A 17,516-nucleotide genomic window follows, 5' to 3' on the forward strand; every position below is an offset into this window, starting at 1 on the left:
ATGAAACTCGCTCTGATCTTTCATGAGAAATTTTCATGTCAAACTGGCCGTTGCCACCGCTATCGACCCTGCAGGCCTTCTGCGCCATCGCCGAAACCGGCGGCTTCGGGCGGGCGGCTGAAAGGCTGGGGCTGACGCAAACCGCGGTCAGCCACCAGATCGCCCAGCTCGAGGGATGGCTCGGCGAGCGGCTTTTCGAGCGTGGACGGCGCGGTGCGCGGTTGTCTCCGGCGGGGTTGAAGCTGCACCCGGATATTGCTGCGGCGCTGCAGAGCCTTGAGACGTCCTTACATCAAGCGCGGGCGGCAAGTGCCAGTCCGTCGCTTGCGATCACGACGACACCGGAATTTTCCAGCCAGTGGCTGGCGCCGCGGCTCGAGAGCTTCTGCCGCCGCTATCCGAAGATCGAGGTGCAGATCGCGGTCAGCTACAAGCGGCCGGATTTTGCCAATGCCGATCTGGCGATCTGGCTTGGCCGCGGCGGGCCGGAGGTGGTGACGGAACCGTTGCTGCTCGACGACGAATTCGTGGTCTGCGCCCCCGAAGTCTCCGCCCGGCTTCCGAAGAGAGGCGCGATCCGCGCGGCGCCGCTGCTTGTCTATCGCGGCATGCGCCATACCGTGCTCGACTGGCAGCTCTGGTTCGAACAGATCGGCGGCGATCCCGACGCGCCGGAGCTCGCCGGCTACGACATCACTGAAGCGGTGCGTGAGGCGAAGGTCTTCGATACGTTCGAGGAGATGCTGGAGGCATGCGGGCGCGGGGAGGGCTTTGCGCTGGTGCGCAGTTCGCTTGCCGGTGCGGGTCTCGCTTCAGGCACTCTGAAGCGCTGCTTCATCGAGCAACAGCCGGCGGCTTTGAACTATGCGATGCTTTACCCGGCGGGAGCGCTGGAGAAATCCTCCGTCGCGCTGTTCCGCCAGTGGCTGCTTGAGGAGACGGCTTCCGCCGGCTGACGGTTTATTCGGCGGCTGCCAGATAAACCGTGTTCTGCGAGGCTGAAGCGAGCGCCTGGACGCGGGCCTCGGCCTTGGCGATCAGCTGGTAGAACTCTTCCTGGGCATCGACATCCAGCTGGATGACGGCATTCACGTCATCGGGCGTATCGCAGATGCAGGCAACGGCCGAGATCGGGCAGATGCCGCCGGGATAGCGCTTTCCGGTGCCGGTATAGGCGCGGCGGCCCCAGCGTTCGGAATAAACGGTCTCTTCGCGGTCGAGATGCAGGATGGTGCCCTTGCATTCGGTCACGATCGCCGCCTTGCCATAGGCGAACCAGTGATAGTTCAGTTTGCGCAGGATATATTTTCCGGTGATGTCTTCGCCGGCCAATTCCGCAGGGTCTTGAATCATTCGGATCATCAACGGGTCCTCGAAAGTGTATGCAATATCCGTTATGTATCTCTGCGCCGCAAGTCGGAAAATGCCTGCCTTTGCAACGGTTTAGTCACAATGTGTTTCCGATTCTTACAAACTGCGCTTTCTTGATAGCTGCGAATTAATGCCGTTTGATGAATTGAATTCACAAGTGTTAGGCGCTGCCGCCCGATTATGCCGGGCGCTGCCATCATCCATATGGAGATCCGAACAAGAAAGGCTGCCCGTTTTATCCGGGCGCCACAGCTATCGGATCTCTCATCATGCCCCTTGCTCTTTTTGCGCTCACGGTCGCGGCCTATGCGATCGGAACAACGGAATTCGTGATCGTCGGCCTGCTGCCGACCGTTGCGCAGGACCTTCACATCACCCTGCCGCTCGCCGGCTTGATCGTCAGCGTCTATGCGCTCGGCGTGACCTTCGGTGCGCCCATTCTGACGGCGCTGACCGGGCGTATCGAGCGCAAGCCGCTGCTGCTCGGCCTGATGGCGCTCTTCATCGTCGGTAACACGCTGGCGGCGCTCAGCCCCGGCTACGCGCCGCTGCTCGTCGCCCGCGTGCTCTCTGCCTTTGCCCATGGCGTGTTCTTCTCGGTGGGCTCGACCATCGCTGCCGATCTCGTGCCGGAGAACCGCCGTGCATCGGCAATCGCCATGATGTTCATGGGGCTGACGGTGGCAATCGTCACCGGCGTTCCGCTCGGCACCTTCATCGGTCAGACCTTCGGCTGGCGCGCCACCTTTGCCGCCGTCGCCGGTCTCGGCGTCATCGCCTTTGCCGCGATCGCCGTTCTCTTACCGTCGACGCTCAGCAAGGCCGAACCGGCGACGCTGCGCCAGCAGGCTGGCGTGCTCGGCAGCGGCAGACTGCTGATCGTCTTTGCCATGACGGCGCTCGGCTATGGCGGCACCTTCGTTGCCTTCACCTTCCTCGCGTCGATCCTGCAGGAAGTCACTGGCTTCTCGGCTTCCTCGGTAAGCCTCATCCTGGTGCTCTATGGCCTGGCGATCGCGGCGGGCAATATTGTCGGCGGCCGGATTGCCAATCGCGACCCGGTGGCGGCGCTGACCTGGCTGTTCTTGGCGCAGGCTGCCGTGCTCCTGCTCTTCAGCTTCACGGCTGTGTCGCCTAGGCTGACGATCCCGACGCTTGCTGCCCTCGGCTTCCTGTCCTTCGCCAATGTTCCCGGCCTGCAGCTCTATGTCGTCCAGCTCGCCAAGCAGGTGCGCCCGGCCGCAGTCGACGTCGCCTCGGCCATGAACATCGCGGCCTTCAATCTCGGGATCGCCCTAGGTGCCTGGATCGGCGGTCTGGTCGTCGAGTCTCGCCTCGGCCTGCAGGCAACGCCATGGGTCGGCGCGATCCTGGTTGCCGGTGCGCTGCTCCTGACGCTGCGGAGCGCCGCTCTCGATCGCCGCGAGGCGCAACCGCTTGCGGAGCCGCTGCGGAAGGCAGCCTGATCTGCGAGAAATGGAATGATGAGACGGGCGCTTCGGCGCCCGTTTTCGTTAGTCCTCGAGATCGGTCCTGAGGCGATCGATGATCGAGAGTGAGTGGCCGGCATAGGCGCTGATCCAGCGGTCGTAGATCTGCTTGATCGGCAGGCTGTTGAGATGGTTCCAGCGCTCGCGGCCTTCTTTCTTGGCCATCACCAGATCGGCCTCTTCCAGAACCTTCAGGTGCTGCATCACGGTGCAGCGGTCCATTTCGGGAAAGCTCTCGCAGAGCATGCCCGTCGTGCGCGGGCCATCCTTCAGCAGATCCAGGATCTCGCGGCGGCGATGATGGGCAAGGGCCTTGAAAACCGGGTCGTTTTGCGATTCGCTTGACATGTTATGTTTTTATAACATAATGACCCCATTGGCAATGAGAGAGGAGTAAGTGTCATGTCCCTCGCAATTCGTGTCGGTGGCCGCGTTGGCCGCCCTGCGGCTGAGGTGTTCGATGCCGTCGTCAATCCCAAGAAGCTTTCGAGCTACTTCACGACGATCGGCGGAGCGAGCGCGCCGCTGGTGAAGGGTACGACGGTGACCTGGTGGAAGGATGCACCTGTCGAGGTCATCGATCTCGTGCAGGACGAGCTGATCGTGTTGCGCTGGGACGGCGGCACCGATGCCGACAATGTCCGCTACAAGACGACCGTCGAAATGAAGTTCGATGCGCTCGACGATGGTGGGACGATGGTGACGATTTCCGAGAACGGCTGGCGGGAGGACGATCCCGGCCGGCGCGGCACCTATCTCAACTGTGAAGGCTGGAGCAACATGCTCTGCTGCATGAAGGCCTTCGTCGAATACGGTATCAACCTGCGCGACGGCATGTTCCTCAGCGAGATGCGAGGCGTGCCGGCCGAAGCCCCGGATTATGAGAAGCTGTCATGAGCGAGCTTTTATATGGAGGCGTGGATGTCGCCATGAAGGTACCGACGCATCAATATGCCGAGGTGCTGGATTTCTACCGCGATGTCGTGAAGCTGAAGGAGATCGGTAATGACGGCACGCGCGGCTTCGAGCTCGGGCCGATCCGGCTCTGGATCGACGAGGCGCCGGGAATGAGCCAGGCCGAAGTCTGGCTGGAGCTTTTCACGCCGGATTTCGACAAGGCTGCCGATCACCTGCAGCGGTCCGGCATCCGGCGGTGCGACGCGATCGAGCCGCTCGGCGAGAGCTTCCGTGGCGGCTGGATCCTCAACCCCGCGAACATCGTTCACATGGTTCGCGAGGAGAGCACCTGGGAGCCGCCGGCTGCCTGACGGGCGACTATTCGGCGGCCGGTGGCATGAGCCCGCGGGCGGGTGCAGGCAGCGCCTTTGCGCCGCCGGCGATCACGCCGCCCGGTGACGGTCTCCAGCGCGAACGGCGGACGGCAACCGTATTGGCTGCCGTTCGCGTCTTTCCGGCATAGGCCGATGGCTTCTGGAACATCCGGTTGAACAGGGCGCCCATGGCGGCCAGCGGATAGGCGCGGCCGGGCATCGCCTCCGGCATCTCGCTATAGAGCCGCTGGATCATCTTGCGCCGCACGATCGCCGGATGCGCGTGGATTTCCTCGCTCTCGCGCCGTTCCTTCACTGCAACGATCGAGACGGTAAAGACCGAGCGGTTCTGATCGACGCGCTCGATGCGGCCTGCGACATCGAAGCCCGGGAAGGGCGAGAACAGCAGCAGGTCGCCGATGCGGCTGCCGGCGGTCATCCGCTTCTGCTGCAGGCTGATCTCGGCCTGCGTCAGCGACAGCGTATCGACGGTGCAGGGGAACGCCTGGCCGTTGCAGGTCATCGCTGTCTTGCGGCCGAGTGGGAAGCGGATGGCATCCAGCGGCTCGCGCGGCAGCTCGATGCAAACGAGCATCGAGACGAAGGCATAGACCATGACAACCATGCCCCAGGCGACGCTGAAGCTGTCGAGACCGCTGTAATTGCTGAGCAGCGGGCCGTTCAGCATGCCCGTGAAGGTCAGGATGATGATCAGCGCGAAGGTCGTGGCGATCGGATAGAGGATGTCGACACGGGTGCGGTCCTCGCCCTTGGCGGTTACCTTGAACGGCCGCCCGAAGGGATGGGCGATCGCGTGGCAGATGGCGATGGTGATCGGGATCGCTGAGACCATCTGCGAGACCTCGGTGAAGAGCGGCAGGCTGCGCCAGCCGGAGACCCAGGCATGGAAGGTCCACATGGCGCCGACCATCGGCAGCGCGTAGAGGAAGAAGGCTTCGGGTTCCATCAGGATGGCGGGCAGGCCGAGGAAGTAGAAGAGGATCGGCGCCGCCATCAAGAGCAGCATGAATGGCCGGCAGAACCAGAAGAGCAGGCCGTGGAAATAATGCAGCCGTTGCATCGCCGTGTAGCCGCGGCCGAAGAACGGGCCGTCGCGCAGCAGCGCGACCTGGATGGTGCCGAGGCACCAGCGGCAGCGCTGGGTGATGTATCCGGAAAGGCTTTCCGCCGAGAGGCCGACGCTGAGGCGCTCGTTCAGCCAGCGGGTTCGCAGGCCCTTCTGCATCAGGCGATAGGTGAGGTGGATGTCCTCGGTCACTGTCTCCTCCGGCATGCCGCCGATCAGCTCCAGCGCATCACGCCGCACGACGCAGGAGGTGCCGACGCAGAAGGCGGCACCCCAGCCGTCTTTCGAAGGCTGCATGACGTCGAAGAAGATGCGCTGGTCGTCGACCCACGCCTTGGATGCCAGAAGGTTATGCTGCACGGGATCGGCGTTGTAATAGAATTGCGGCGTCTGGATCAGGCCGATCTCGGGATCGACGAACTGGCCGATGATGCGTTTCAGGATGGCGCGCTGCGGCGCAAAGTCGGCATCGAGGATCAGGATAAATGGCGCGTCGGTGATCTGCTTCGACCAGCGGATGGCATTGTTGATATTGCCGCCCTTGGCGCCCTTGTTGTCGTCGCGGGTGAGATAGCGGACACCGAGCTCGGCGCAGTAATCGCGCAGCCACTGGCGGCGGCCGTCGTCGAGAATCCAGATGGTGAAGTTGCCGTAGTCGATCGCCTTGGCGGCGAGGATCGTCCGCTCCAGAATGGTGACGTCCTCATTATAGGTGCAGATGAAGATGTCGACGGCCGGCGGCTTGCCCATCGCCGAAATCATCGCCTCGCTGGCGTCGGCAGCACCGGTATGATCGGTGCGGCGGAAGAAGAAGACGATCGACAGCAGCGTATAGAGGATGACGACCGCCTCGAAGGCGAGGTAGATGCGTGGCCAGAGCGCATAGGCGCTCCAGTCGAAATCCGGCAGCGTCGTCGTCACGCGGAAATAGACGTAGTTTGCCAACATCAGGATCAGGATGGTGCCGAAGAGCACGCGGTCCTTGCCCTTGCGGCTGTCGAGCAGCAGGGCGCAGCAGAGGATCAGCGCCAGCGTGATCAGTGAGAACAGGATGGCATCCGAAAGCGTGACTACTTCTGGGGACATGGCTTTTCCTCGTTCTTTGCCGCAAAGGAATCTGCACTGAAGGGATTGATGCCGAGCGCCGCGAGCACGGCCCATCCTGTCGCCCCGACATGGGGCAGGCGGTAGTATTTGAAGTCGCCGGGCTCCGAATTCGGCCCGACCTGCAGCCCGGTCGTCAGCTGTTCGTCGACGGTGGCGTAGATCAGTTTCTCCGGCGAGATCTGCGTCGATATCGTCTGGAACAGCGGTTCTGCCTTCTGCGGCTCGCCAACCACCTCATAAACGAGGGCTGCCTGCGCCGTTCCCTCGAGCCAGATGCCGTCGCGGTCGTTGTTGAAGTCGAAGCCACCGGGGACGCCGTGATTGGCTTCGGTCCATTCGAGCACTTGCGGCGCCTTGGCCTTGAAGTCCTCGACGGCGATCAACGGCCAGAGTTCGGCGTCGAGACCGGACATGTTGACGTTGGGCGCGTTGCTGTCGGGAACGCTGCCGATATAGAAGCGGCCCTCGGCCTTGTTCCACATGGCATCGAGGAAGTCCTTGGCGCTCTCGCCGTCATGCTCCCAGTCGCCGGCTTCGTCGATCGTCGCCAGCCAGTGGTCGGCGGCATAGATGTCGAGATTGTGCTCCGTCGATTTCCAGGTCATGCGGTCGGGCGTCGGCTCGTGGCCGAAGAAGCCGCCGAAATAGCCGGGGTTCTTGGGGTCGGCGGTCGAGCGGTGGATGAAGTCCATGATCTTGCGGGCGCCATCGAGATAGGCGGTCTGGCCGGTCTCTGAATAGGCGGCGAGCAGCCCGAGCGCGCCCCAGGCGATGCTGCCGGTGGCGCTGCCGACCTGATAGCCGTCCTCGATCCAGGAATTGCTGGCCGTGCTCCAGTAGCCGGGAAGCAGCATGCCGTCCTTGCCGGGGATGACCGGGCCGGAGCGATAGGCATTGCGCAGCCGTCCGTCGTGGTAGTGGCGGTCGGTCTCCAGCGCCAGAACCAGCGCGTCGGCCACACGCTTGGCTTCCTTGGCGCGGCCACAGCCATAGAGTGCCATCAGCGCCAGCGCGTTGTCATAGGTGAAGCCGGTATTGTCGAGCGCCGGGTGCAGTTTCGATCCGCCGTTTGCCGGTTCGAAGCTGCGGAAGACGAAGGCCTGTTCGGGTTCGCCGGTCATCAGCGCGGCAAGGCCATCGCAGAGGGTGCAGGCGAGTTCGGCGCGTTTGGCGTCTGCCATGGCCGCAGTGCTGCAGGCAGGTGCCGCGATAGCGAGCACCGCCGCAATCATGAGTGAACGCAAAACCATATCCAGGTCTTCCCTGTCATCGCGGTCGATAAAGTGAAGCGAAAGTGCTCAGTTATTGCTGGAGGCTCGCCAATCTGTGGCCCTTGTCAAAAAGCGCCGACGCGGAGAGCAGGCCGTCCGCCGCTGCCAATTTGTCGACGGCCATTTTCGAGTAGCGGGTAAGGCGCGCGACGACGGTCTCTCCAAGCGAGACAATCACGTCCTCACCGACATGGCATCCAAAGAACTTGTCGTTGTTGGGCTGTCCGGCTGCGGTCAGTTCGACGGGATCGTCGTCGACCTTGACGAGGACATAGACCTCATCGCCTTCGGCCTTCGGGAATTTGGCGAAGTAGCGGTTCTGCTGGCCGCTGTCGAAATAGCGGACGATCTTGTAGACATGGCCGCTTTTCTTGACGCCGAGCGAGCGGAAATTGACCATGGCGGGCGTGCCGATATCGAGCGAGGAGACATCCCGGCTGCGATAGACGGCAGCGGCAAAAGCCTCGTTGCAATCGAGCGACTTGGCGACCGCCTGGCCCTGCATCACGAAATCGCCGAAGGAGGCGTCGACGCTGACGACCTGGCCGTGATGGTCGGCGACGACTTCGGCCGCACCCGACTTGCCGAGCCGGCCTTCCTCGCGGTTGATCAGCTTTTCGACCTGCGCCTTGCGCTCGGTCATCTGGTTGATCTCGATATTGTCCTCGGCGATATCGCCGGCGAGCTTGGTGCGCTGCATCTCCAGCGTCAGCAGGTTGGCGGCAACCGTGCCGCCGGTATAGATGTCACGGCTGACGAGCGACTGGACGATCTCGTTGCGCTTCAGCTCGCCGCGGGCGGCATCGAGCTCGCCCTGGGCGGCATTGCGCTTCTGGCGCTGCGGCTCGACGCTGGCCTCGGAGGTCAGCCCCTTCTTCAGCATTGTGGTGGCGCGCTGCAGCAGCGCATCCTGCTCGGCGAGCCGCGCTTCGTAAATCTCGACATTCGATTGGGCGTTGCCGATCACGGCGCCGAGCTCGCTCAGGACGCCGTCCTTGACGTCGGCGATCTGCGCCTTGACCTTGCTCAGCTGGTCGTTGCGCTCGGCCACGACATTGATCGTGTTGTTGAGCTTCTCCGTCAGGTCGAGCTTCTCGAGCCTGAGGCCCGTCAGCGATGTCTGGTCCTGGTTCGGATTGGAAACGGTGGCGGTGACGTCGCCGAGATTGACCACCTGGCCGACCTGCAGGTCGATCTTGTCGACGCGGCCATAGATCGGTGAGGCGATCATCTGCACAGGGGCATTGATCACGGCTTTCGGCGAGACGACGAAGAACTGGTTTGGCACCATCGACATGCCGATGGTGAAGAGTAGCAAGAACGCGAACAAATACCCTGCAATCCGCGAAGCGGACAGTATTCGTACGTCTTTTGGATGAATGTTTATTGGTGTGGCCTTCATATTCTTCAATCCTGAACTGACAAATCATAGATCGAAATTGAAGGGCACTTCCCCCGTCGTTTTTTTATTTAGTTGTTAATGAAAAAGTACCATCCGACCTCCAGCAAGGCAACTGCTTCTCAAGTGCAAAATTTTGCGGGACAGTGTTGTGACGAAGATGGTCTCCAAGTTAAGAATATGAAAAGAAACGAATTAATCGGCTTTATTTCCGGCATAGAAAATTTTCGTGACTGTAGGAATTGACCGTTTGAAAGCATCCGGCGGTAACTGCCAGGCCTCCAGATGCAACTGCCGAATGCCTTCTGCGGCCCGCCGGGGCAGCGGCTTTTACTGAGTTTTTCACTCCGATTTTAGCACCGGCTACATCTCCTGAGCGAAATGCGGGCCATGCCCGCGACCGAACGAAGCATTTGCATCTCTGGAATGTGACAGAGACTTCGCTTGCCTGCTGCCGCGTGAGTGCTAGTTTCCGGAATCATATCGATTAGATTCCCAGGAGAATGTGTGATGCAGCTTGGCATGGTTGGTTTGGGCCGTATGGGCAGCTACATGGTCCAGCGCTTGATGCGGGATGGCCATGAATGCGTGGTCTATGATGCGAAAGCGGAAAGCGTTGCCGACCTTACGGGCAAGGGCGCCGTCGGCAGCAGCTCGCTCGAAGAGTTCGTTTCGAAGCTGTCGCGGCCGCGTGCCATCTGGCTGATGCTGCCGGCCGCCATCACCGACAAGGTGATCGCCCAGCTCGTGCCGCTGCTGCACGATGACGACATCATCATCGATGGTGGCAATTCCTATTATCACGACGATATCCGCCGCGGCGCTGAACTGATCACCAAGGGCATCCATTATGTCGACGTCGGCACCAGCGGCGGCGTCTTCGGCCTCGAGCGCGGCTATTGCCTGATGATCGGCGGCGAGAAGGGTATCGTCCAGTCGCTGTCGCCGATCTTTGCTTCGCTGGCACCTGGGGTTGGCGACGTGAAGCCGTCGGAAAACCGTACCGCAGCCGAGCACAGCACGGCCGAGCAGGGCTACCTGCATTGCGGCCCGCATGGCGCCGGCCACTTCGTCAAGATGGTGCATAACGGCATCGAATACGGCCTGATGGCCGCCTATGCCGAGGGCTTCAACATCCTGAAGAACGCCAATATCGGCGCTGCCACCCATGAGGCGGATGCCGAAACAGCGCCGCTCGCCCATCCGGAATATTACCGCTACGACTTCAATCTGCAGGATGTCGCCGAAGTCTGGCGCCGCGGCAGCGTCATCACCTCCTGGCTGCTCGATCTAACCTCCGACGCGCTGCATGCCGATCCCGCGCTCGCCAAATATGCCGGCCGCGTCTCGGATTCCGGCGAAGGCCGCTGGACGATCATGGCGGCGATCGACGAAAGCGTGCCGACGCCGGTGCTGAGTGCCGCGCTCTACGGCCGCTTCTCCTCGCGCGATCAGGACGAGTTCGCCAACAAGGTGCTCTCGGCGATGCGCGCCGGCTTCGGCGGTCACGTCGAAAAGCCGAAGGGCTGATAGACCCATACTCTCGTTTAAGAGCCCGCGCTTTCCAGGCGCGGGCTTTTTCGTGCCCATTGCCTAAAGCATTGCACACGATATGGTTGACATCAGTCATACCGGAGGGCGTCGGGTGTTTGGTTCAAGGTTCGTCAGACTGCTGTTTTGGCTCGCGCTTCTGACGCTCGGGCCAATCGCCACTCAGGCCCAAAGCCCCGCGCAGCCGCCAGCCGCCACCACCCCCATGCCGCCGGACAAGGTGCGGCAGATGATGGAGCTGATGCAGGCGCCCGAAGTGCAGAGCTGGATGGCGTCGCAGATGAAGACGGCACCGGCGGGCACGGCTGCGGCAGACGACGGGCAGATGTCGGTTCTCTCGGGCCTGCTCGGCCATGCGCGCCGCCATGTCGAGATGGTCTCGCATGCGGCGATGGAGCTGCCGGCGGAAATCGAAACGGCCGATGGCATCGTCGATCGCGAGGTCGAGCCGGCCGGCGCCGGTTGGGTCGTCGTCGAGGTGCTGACGCTGCTTCTCGCCGGTACGCTTGCCGAACTGCTGTTCCGGGCGGTGACGCCCCGGCCGCGGGTGCGCCGGGCCGATACGGAAGAACCGGCGGCACTGCATCATGCGGGCGCCAATATCTTCTACCGTGTCATTCCGGCGATCGTCTTTGCCATCGCAACGATGATCCCGTTGCTCGCCTTCAACTGGCCGCCGGTCAGCCAGTCAATGGCGATCGCCGTTGCCGTCGCGCTGATCGCGGCGCGGTTCACGATCTCGATCGGCCGTATGCTGGTCGTCTTGGTGACGCTGGCGCGGGCCGATGGCGAGCGGGATGTCTCGCGGGCCAAGGCGCTGTTCTGGTTCCGCCGCGCCGCCGTGTTCGGCATCTATTTCGCTTTCGGCTGGGCCGTCATTCAGGTGATGGAGCCGCTCGGCTTCTCGCCGGGCTCACGCTATTTCGTCGCCTATATCCTCGGCATTGGCCTGTTCCTGATCGCTGTCGAAGCGGTCTGGTCGCGCCCGTCGGATGGGTCCCGCCACAGTACTGCGGTGGCCTGGGCTCTGACGATCTATTTCCTGGCGCTCTGGATATTGTGGGTAACCGGGTTCAACTGGCTGCTCTGGCTCGGCATCTATGCGCTGCTGCTGCCGAAGGTTCTGTCGGTCGCGACGGCTGCCGTGCGCGCGCTGCATCAGGCCGAAGCCGGTTTCCTTGCCAATCGCCGCATCGCCACCGTGCTGCTCGATCGCGGCGTGCGTGCGTTGATCATTGCCGCGGCGGCGATCTGGATCGGTAAGGTCATGGGCGTCGGCGCCGATACGATGGCGGCCGGTGAAACGATGACCGACCGCATCGCCCGCGGCGTCATCGGCGGCATCGTCGTGCTGCTTGCGGCCGATCTGCTCTGGCATCTGGTCAAGGCCTATATCGACGGCAAGCTTCTCGATCAGCCGCTGGATAGCGCTGCATCGGATGAGGAGAAGGCCAGACGCGCTCGTCTGCAGACGCTACTGCCGATCTTCCGCAACATCATCGCCGTCGTCATTGCCGTCATCGCCATCCTGATGGTGCTGTCGGGGCTTGGTATCGAGATCGCGCCGTTGATTGCCGGTGCCGGCGTTGTCGGCGTTGCCGTCGGCTTCGGGGCGCAGACGATCGTCAAGGATGTGATCAGCGGCATGTTCTATCTGTGGGACGATGCCTTCCGCGTCGGCGAATATATCGAGAGCGGCAGCCACAAGGGCGTCGTCGAGGCCTTCAGCCTGCGCTCGGTGAAGCTGCGCCATCATCGCGGGCCGCTGACCACCGTGCCCTTCGGCGAACTCGGCGCCGTCAAGAACCTCAACCGCGATTGGACGATCGACAAGATCAGCCTGAACGTCACCTATGACACCGATCTGGTGAAGGCCAAGAAGGTGATCAAGCAGATCGGCCAGTCGCTGCTCGAAAACCCGGAATTCGGGCCGCATATCATCGAGACCCTGAAGATGAAGGGCGTCGAGCAGTTCGGCGAGTTCGCGATCGAGATCCGGTTGTCGATGATGACGAAGCCCGGCGAACAGTTCGTCATCCGCCGCAATGCGCTGGCGATGATCCGCAACGCCTTCAAGGAAAACGGCATCGAATTCGCCGTTCCGACCGTCCAGGTGGCGGGCGAGGGGCGCGATCCGGAAGCGATGGCAGCCGCCGCGCGCTATGCGGCGCAGGCCCGTGCGGGAGGCGAGCCGGCTGCCTGATCGGCTGCCGGGGTGCGACGGAATGTTACAAAAACGCAATGCCGCCTTGCGTTTGGCGGCGCTAATTTTGCCCCAATTCAAGCCGATGAGGCGCGCTCGGCGGCGGTTGGGTAGAGCTTGCGGGGGCTGATAGAGCTTGCCTGCAGCATATGCTAGTGCTTTGCCGAACGATTCACGCCACGCTGGCGATCGGCAGGGGTAACATGGCGAGTCAGAACAGTCTGGAAGAGATGGAAAGCGAAGAGGCCGGTGGGTTTCGCGGCTTTCTCCGGCGATATCGCACGCAGCTCGTGGCAGCCGCGACGCTGGTCCTGTTCTGCATGGTCGGCTATGCCATCATGCAGCTTACGGATGAAGTCCGCTATGACGACGTCGTCGAAGCGCTTGCCGATACCCGCGTCAGTTCGATCCTGCTCGCGCTTCTTTTCACCGGTCTCAGCTTCTTCGCGCTGATCTTCTATGATCTGAACGCCATCGATTATATCGGCAAGAAGCTGCCCTTTCCGCATGTGGCGCTGACGGCCTTCAGCGCCTATGCGGTCGGCAACACCGCCGGCTTCGGCGCGCTCAGCGGCGGCGCGATCCGTTATCGCGCCTATTCACGCCTCGGCCTGACGCCCGAAGATATCGGCCGCGTCATCGCCTTCGTGACGCTGTCTTTCGGTCTCGGTCTTGCCAGCGTCGCGGCAATCGCGCTGATGATCATCGCCGATGAAATCGGGCCGCTGATCAACACCAATGCGCTGCTGCTGCGCATCATCGCCGGTGCAATCCTCGCCGCACTTGCTTTCGTGGTCTATCTCGGTCGCGATGGCCGGGCGGTCAATCTCGGCCCGATCGCCGTCCGCCTGCCGGATTCGCGCACTTGGTCGCGCCAGTTCCTCGTCACCGCCTTCGATATCGCGGCGTCGGCGACCGTGCTCTACGTTCTCCTGCCGCAGACGGCGATCAGCTGGCCGGTGTTTCTGGCGGTCTATGCGATTGCCGTCGGTCTCGGCGTTCTCAGCCACGTTCCGGCCGGTCTCGGCGTTTTCGAAACCGTCATTATCGCCTCGCTCGGCAGCGCGGTGAATATCGATGCGGTTCTCGGTTCGCTGGTTCTCTATCGCCTGATCTATCATGTGCTGCCGCTGCTGATTGCGGTGCTTGCGGTATCGCTGACCGAGCTTCGCCGCTTCGTCGATCATCCGGCCGCATCGAGCATCCGTCGCATCGGCGGGCGCCTGACGCCGCAGCTGTTGTCGGCCTTTGCGCTGATCCTCGGCGTCATGCTGATCTTCTCGAGCGTCACGCCGACGCCAGACGAAAACCTCGAATTCCTGGCCAACTATCTGCCGCTGCCGATCGTCGAAGGCGCGCATTTCCTGTCGAGCCTGTTCGGCCTGGCGCTCGTTGTCGCCGCCCGCGGTCTTGGCCAGCGTCTCGATGGTGCCTGGCTGGTCTCGGTGGTCTCGGCCGTGCTGGCGCTGGCGCTGTCGCTCCTGAAGGCGATCGCGCTTGTCGAGGCGATCTTCCTGGCGATCCTGATCTTCAGCCTGTTCGTCAGCCGCCGGCTCTTCACCCGCCATGCCTCGCTCCTGAACCAGACGCTGACGGCGGCCTGGCTGATGGCGATTGCCGTCATCTGTGTCGGCGCGGTCGTCATCCTGCTCTTCGTCTATCGCGACGTCGAGTACAGCAACGAGCTCTGGTGGCAGTTCGAATTTGCCGCCGAAGCGCCGCGCGGCCTGCGCGCCGTGCTCGGCATCACCATCATCTCCTCGGCGATCGCGATCTTCAGCCTGCTGCGCCCGGCGACCTTCCGGCCGGAACCGGCGACAGAAGAGGCGCTGCAGCGCGCCGTCGATATCGTCAAGGCGCAGGACTATGCCGACGCCAATCTCGTTCGCATGGCCGACAAGAGCATCATGTTCTCCGAGAAGGGCGATGCTTTCATCATGTACGGCCGCCAGGGCCGCTCCTGGATCGCGCTGTTCGATCCGGTCGGCGAGCGGCATGCGATCCCGGAACTCGTCTGGAGCTTTGTGGAGGCGGCGCGCGCCGCGGGCTGCCGCGCGGTGTTCTACCAGATCTCTCCGGGGCTGCTGTCGCACTGCGCCGATGCGGGCCTGCGGGCCTTCAAGCTCGGCGAGCTCGCCGTTGCCGATCTCGGGGCCTTCGAGATGAAGGGCGGCAAGTGGGCGAACCTTCGCCAGACGGCAAGCCGCGCCCAGCGCGATGGCCTGAGCTTCGAGGTCGTTCCCGCCGACGGCGTACCGGCCATTCTCGGCGATCTCTCGGTGGTCTCCAGCTCCTGGCTCGAAGACCACAATGCCAAGGAGAAGGGCTTCTCGCTCGGCGCTTTCGAGCCCGACTATGTCAATTCGCAGCCGGTCGGCGTGTTGAAGAAGGACGGCAAGATCGTCGCCTTCGCCAATATCCTCGTTACCGAAACCAAATCCGAGGGCACGATCGACCTGATGCGCTTCTCGCCGGAAGCGCCGAAGGGCTCGATGGACTTCCTCTTCGTACAGATCATGGAATATCTCAGAGCCGAGGGCTACAAGCACTTCAACCTCGGCATGGCACCGCTTTCGGGCATGTCGAAGCGCGAAACGGCTCCGGTCTGGGACCGTATCGGCAGCACCGTCTTCGAGCACGGCGAGCGCTTCTACAATTTCAAAGGCCTTCGGGCATTCAAATCAAAGTTTCATCCGCACTGGCAACCGCGCTATCTTGCGGTTTCAGGAGGGGGCAATCCGATGATCGCGTTGATGGATGCGACCTTTCTCATCGGCGGCGGATTGAAGGGAGTCGTCAGGAAATGATCAGAAAATATCTCCTCGCAGCTGCTTGCGCCACGGCGCTGGCATTCCCGGCATTTGCCGCGGATGAAACCAACCAGGATTTCGAGACCGGCCTCATTCCGTCGCCGCACATCTTCCTGCCGAAGGGCGATGTGAAGGGTGCCGTGATGCTGATTTCGGACGGCGCAGGCTGGGGCGACAACGAAAAGGCCGAAGCGGACAAGCTGGTGGATGCCGGCGCTGTCGTGATCGGCGTCGATTTCACCTCCTATATCGATGCGCTGCGTAAATACGATGTCAGCGACAACGATGGCTGCATCTATCTCGTCTCGGATATCGAGTCGCTCAGCCAGCAGGTGCAGCGCGCCGCCGGTAACAGCGCCTATCATCTGCCTATCATTGCCGGTATCGGCGAGGGCGGAGCGCTGGCGCTGGCGATTGCCGCGCAGACCCCGGATGCGACGATCGGCCAGACGCTGGCGATCGATCCGGTTGCCGGTATCCCGCTCACCCAGCAGCTTTGCACCCCGGCCAGCAAGAAGACGGTCGGCGACCGGATGATCTACGGCCTTTCCGACGGCAGTCTGCCCGACCCGATCATCGCCGCCTTCACATCGGCAGCGCCGAAGGACGGGCGCGAACATGTGGAAGAGCTGAAGAAGATCCATCCGAAGATCGATATCCGCGATGCGGACGACGATGCGCAGACGACGCTCTCCGATACGCTGGACCAGCTGATGGACGAAGCCGGAAGCTCCGACAATCCGCTCGGCCTGCCGCTTTCGGTTCTCGACGCCAAGCCGGCGATGGACACGATGGCGGTCATCTATTCCGGTGACGGCGGCTGGCGCGATATCGACAAGGAAGTCGGCAGCAAGCTGCAGAAGGAAGGCATCCCGGTCGTCGGTATCGACTCGCTGCATTACTTCTGGTCGGAGCGGAAGCCGCAGGAGACGGCCGACGATCTCGGCAAGATCATTGACCTCTACCGCAAGCAGTGGAACGTCAAGCATGTGCTGCTGATCGGCTATTCCTTCGGAGCCGACGTGGTGCCTGCCACCTACAAGCTGCTGAAGCCGGCCGAGAAATCCTCGATCGTGCAGATCTCGCTGCTGTCGCTTTCGCATGAGGTCGATTACGTGATCTCCGTCATGGGCTGGCTCGGCCAGAAGACCGAGGGCGCCGGTGGCGACCCCGTTGCCGATCTCAAGGATGTCGATCCGAAGCTCGTGCAGTGCATCTACGGCAATGACGATGACGACGAGGTGGCCTGCCCCGATCTGAAGGACAGCGGTGCCTCCGTGGTCGAGCTGCCGGGCGACCATCACTTCGATGAGAACTACGACCTGCTGACCAAGACGATCGTCGATGCGCTGAAGTCGCGCCTCAACGATTAGCGCATAAGCTTCTCTTCGCTCCAGCCGAGGGCGGCGATCTCGCCGCCCCGGAAGCGGGCATCGTCATCGACGATGAATTCATCGAGCTGCGGCGGCTTGACGCTGGAGCCCGCCAGCATGGCGTGGATCTGGCCCCTGTGATGGGTCTGGTGCTGGAAGAGATGGCTCAGCACATCGTCTGCCCGCTCTTCCTGAATGCGCCCTGTCCGGTGGAGCTGCACAGTGGCAGCCAAGGCGTCCGGCGTCAGCTTTTCGCAGAGGATGACGAGGCGCCCGTCGACCTTGCGCTGTTCCGCAATCAGCGCTTCCAGCGCCGTGAACGGCTCTTCCACTTCCCAGGCCTTCGGCCCGAGCGTTCCGCCTTCCAGCGCGTCGACATAGAACCAGTCGACCGTGAGGATATGGTTCATAGTCATCCGGATCGATGGGAAGAAGCTGGTGCGATGCGCCTCGAATTCACCGGGCTGCAGCAGCAGGCAGGCATTGCTCAGCCGCAGATTGGCAAGCGCATTGTTATAGGCAAGCTTTCGGAACACCCGGCAGGGGTCGAAACCGGTCATGGCATGTCCTCCTAATGGCTGGA

At 62.4% G+C, this 17,516-nt stretch carries 14 protein-coding genes; 8 read left to right on the forward strand and 6 right to left on the reverse strand.

Annotated features, from left to right (window positions below; genetic code table 11):
- Positions 1-35: 35 nt before the first annotated feature.
- Entirely contained in the window at positions 36-956 is a 921-nt protein-coding gene (locus F2982_RS13130) for a LysR family transcriptional regulator (RefSeq protein ID WP_203428076.1), read from the forward strand.
- 4 nt (positions 957-960) lie between these two features.
- Here the strand turns inward: F2982_RS13130 and F2982_RS13135 are convergent, their stop codons facing one another.
- Positions 961-1,362, reverse strand: coding sequence for a hypothetical protein (locus F2982_RS13135; RefSeq protein ID WP_112719865.1), 402 nt, complete (start codon positions 1,360-1,362; stop codon positions 961-963).
- A gap of 278 nt (positions 1,363-1,640) precedes the next feature.
- On the opposite strand from F2982_RS13135, the gene F2982_RS13140 reads away from it, so the two are divergent.
- A complete protein-coding gene (locus F2982_RS13140) occupies positions 1,641-2,837 on the forward strand; it encodes an MFS transporter (protein WP_203428077.1) in 1,197 nt (398 codons plus the stop codon).
- Between the two features lie 48 nt (positions 2,838-2,885).
- On the opposite strand, the gene F2982_RS13145 is transcribed toward F2982_RS13140, so the two are convergent.
- A complete protein-coding gene (locus F2982_RS13145) occupies positions 2,886-3,209 on the reverse strand; it encodes a metalloregulator ArsR/SmtB family transcription factor (RefSeq protein WP_130282013.1) in 324 nt (107 codons plus the stop codon).
- Positions 3,210-3,263: 54 nt separating this feature from the next.
- On the opposite strand from F2982_RS13145, the gene F2982_RS13150 reads away from it, so the two are divergent.
- Both F2982_RS13150 and F2982_RS13155 read left to right on the forward strand, forming a co-directional pair.
- Positions 3,264-3,758 (forward strand): SRPBCC domain-containing protein, encoded by a 495-nt coding sequence (locus tag F2982_RS13150; protein ID WP_130282011.1) that lies wholly within the window; start codon positions 3,264-3,266, stop codon positions 3,756-3,758.
- Positions 3,755-4,129, forward strand: coding sequence for a hypothetical protein (locus tag F2982_RS13155; RefSeq protein WP_112719861.1), 375 nt, complete (start codon positions 3,755-3,757; stop codon positions 4,127-4,129). Before F2982_RS13150 ends, F2982_RS13155 begins: the two co-directional genes overlap by 4 nt.
- Before the next feature lie 7 nt (positions 4,130-4,136).
- Here F2982_RS13155 and F2982_RS13160 read toward each other — a convergent pair whose 3' ends face one another.
- The 3 genes from F2982_RS13160 to F2982_RS13170 are packed head-to-tail and all read right to left on the reverse strand — an operon-like array spanning position 4,137 to position 8,927.
- A complete protein-coding gene (locus F2982_RS13160; RefSeq protein WP_203428078.1) occupies positions 4,137-6,305 on the reverse strand; it encodes a cellulose synthase catalytic subunit in 2,169 nt (722 codons plus the stop codon).
- Positions 6,290-7,576: a hypothetical protein gene (locus F2982_RS13165; protein WP_203428079.1), complete on the reverse strand. Its 1,287-nt coding sequence runs from the start codon at positions 7,574-7,576 to the stop codon at positions 6,290-6,292. The genes F2982_RS13160 and F2982_RS13165 overlap by 16 nt, the downstream gene beginning before the upstream one ends.
- A gap of 52 nt (positions 7,577-7,628) precedes the next feature.
- Complete coding sequence (locus tag F2982_RS13170) at positions 7,629-8,927, reverse strand: hypothetical protein (protein WP_246777439.1); 1,299 nt, start codon at positions 8,925-8,927, stop codon at positions 7,629-7,631.
- 579 nt (positions 8,928-9,506) lie between these two features.
- Here F2982_RS13170 and gnd point away from each other — a divergent pair.
- The 4 genes from gnd to F2982_RS13190 all read left to right on the forward strand — a co-directional run bounded on the left by gnd (position 9,507) and on the right by F2982_RS13190 (position 16,933).
- Complete coding sequence (gene gnd, locus F2982_RS13175) at positions 9,507-10,526, forward strand: phosphogluconate dehydrogenase (NAD(+)-dependent, decarboxylating) (protein ID WP_199629056.1); 1,020 nt, start codon at positions 9,507-9,509, stop codon at positions 10,524-10,526.
- 139 nt (positions 10,527-10,665) lie between these two features.
- The gene (locus tag F2982_RS13180; protein WP_246777555.1) at positions 10,666-12,750 is read left to right on the forward strand and encodes a mechanosensitive ion channel family protein; all 2,085 of its coding nucleotides are present in this window, start codon (positions 10,666-10,668) and stop codon (positions 12,748-12,750) included.
- 203 nt (positions 12,751-12,953) lie between these two features.
- Positions 12,954-15,557, forward strand: a complete 2,604-nt coding sequence (gene mprF, locus F2982_RS13185; protein WP_203428081.1) for a bifunctional lysylphosphatidylglycerol flippase/synthetase MprF — start codon at positions 12,954-12,956, stop codon at positions 15,555-15,557.
- On the forward strand, positions 15,554-16,933 hold the full coding sequence (locus F2982_RS13190) for an AcvB/VirJ family lysyl-phosphatidylglycerol hydrolase (RefSeq protein WP_025555438.1): 1,380 nt from the start codon (positions 15,554-15,556) through the stop codon (positions 16,931-16,933). The genes mprF and F2982_RS13190 overlap by 4 nt, the downstream gene beginning before the upstream one ends.
- Here the strand turns inward: F2982_RS13190 and F2982_RS13195 are convergent.
- Complete coding sequence (locus F2982_RS13195; protein WP_203428082.1) at positions 16,930-17,493, reverse strand: DinB family protein; 564 nt, start codon at positions 17,491-17,493, stop codon at positions 16,930-16,932. The genes F2982_RS13190 and F2982_RS13195 overlap by 4 nt on opposite strands.
- Positions 17,494-17,516: the final 23 nt, after the last annotated feature.

It is taken from the genome of Rhizobium sp. BG4, from assembly GCF_016864575.1.
GTDB lineage: Bacteria > Pseudomonadota > Alphaproteobacteria > Rhizobiales > Rhizobiaceae > Rhizobium.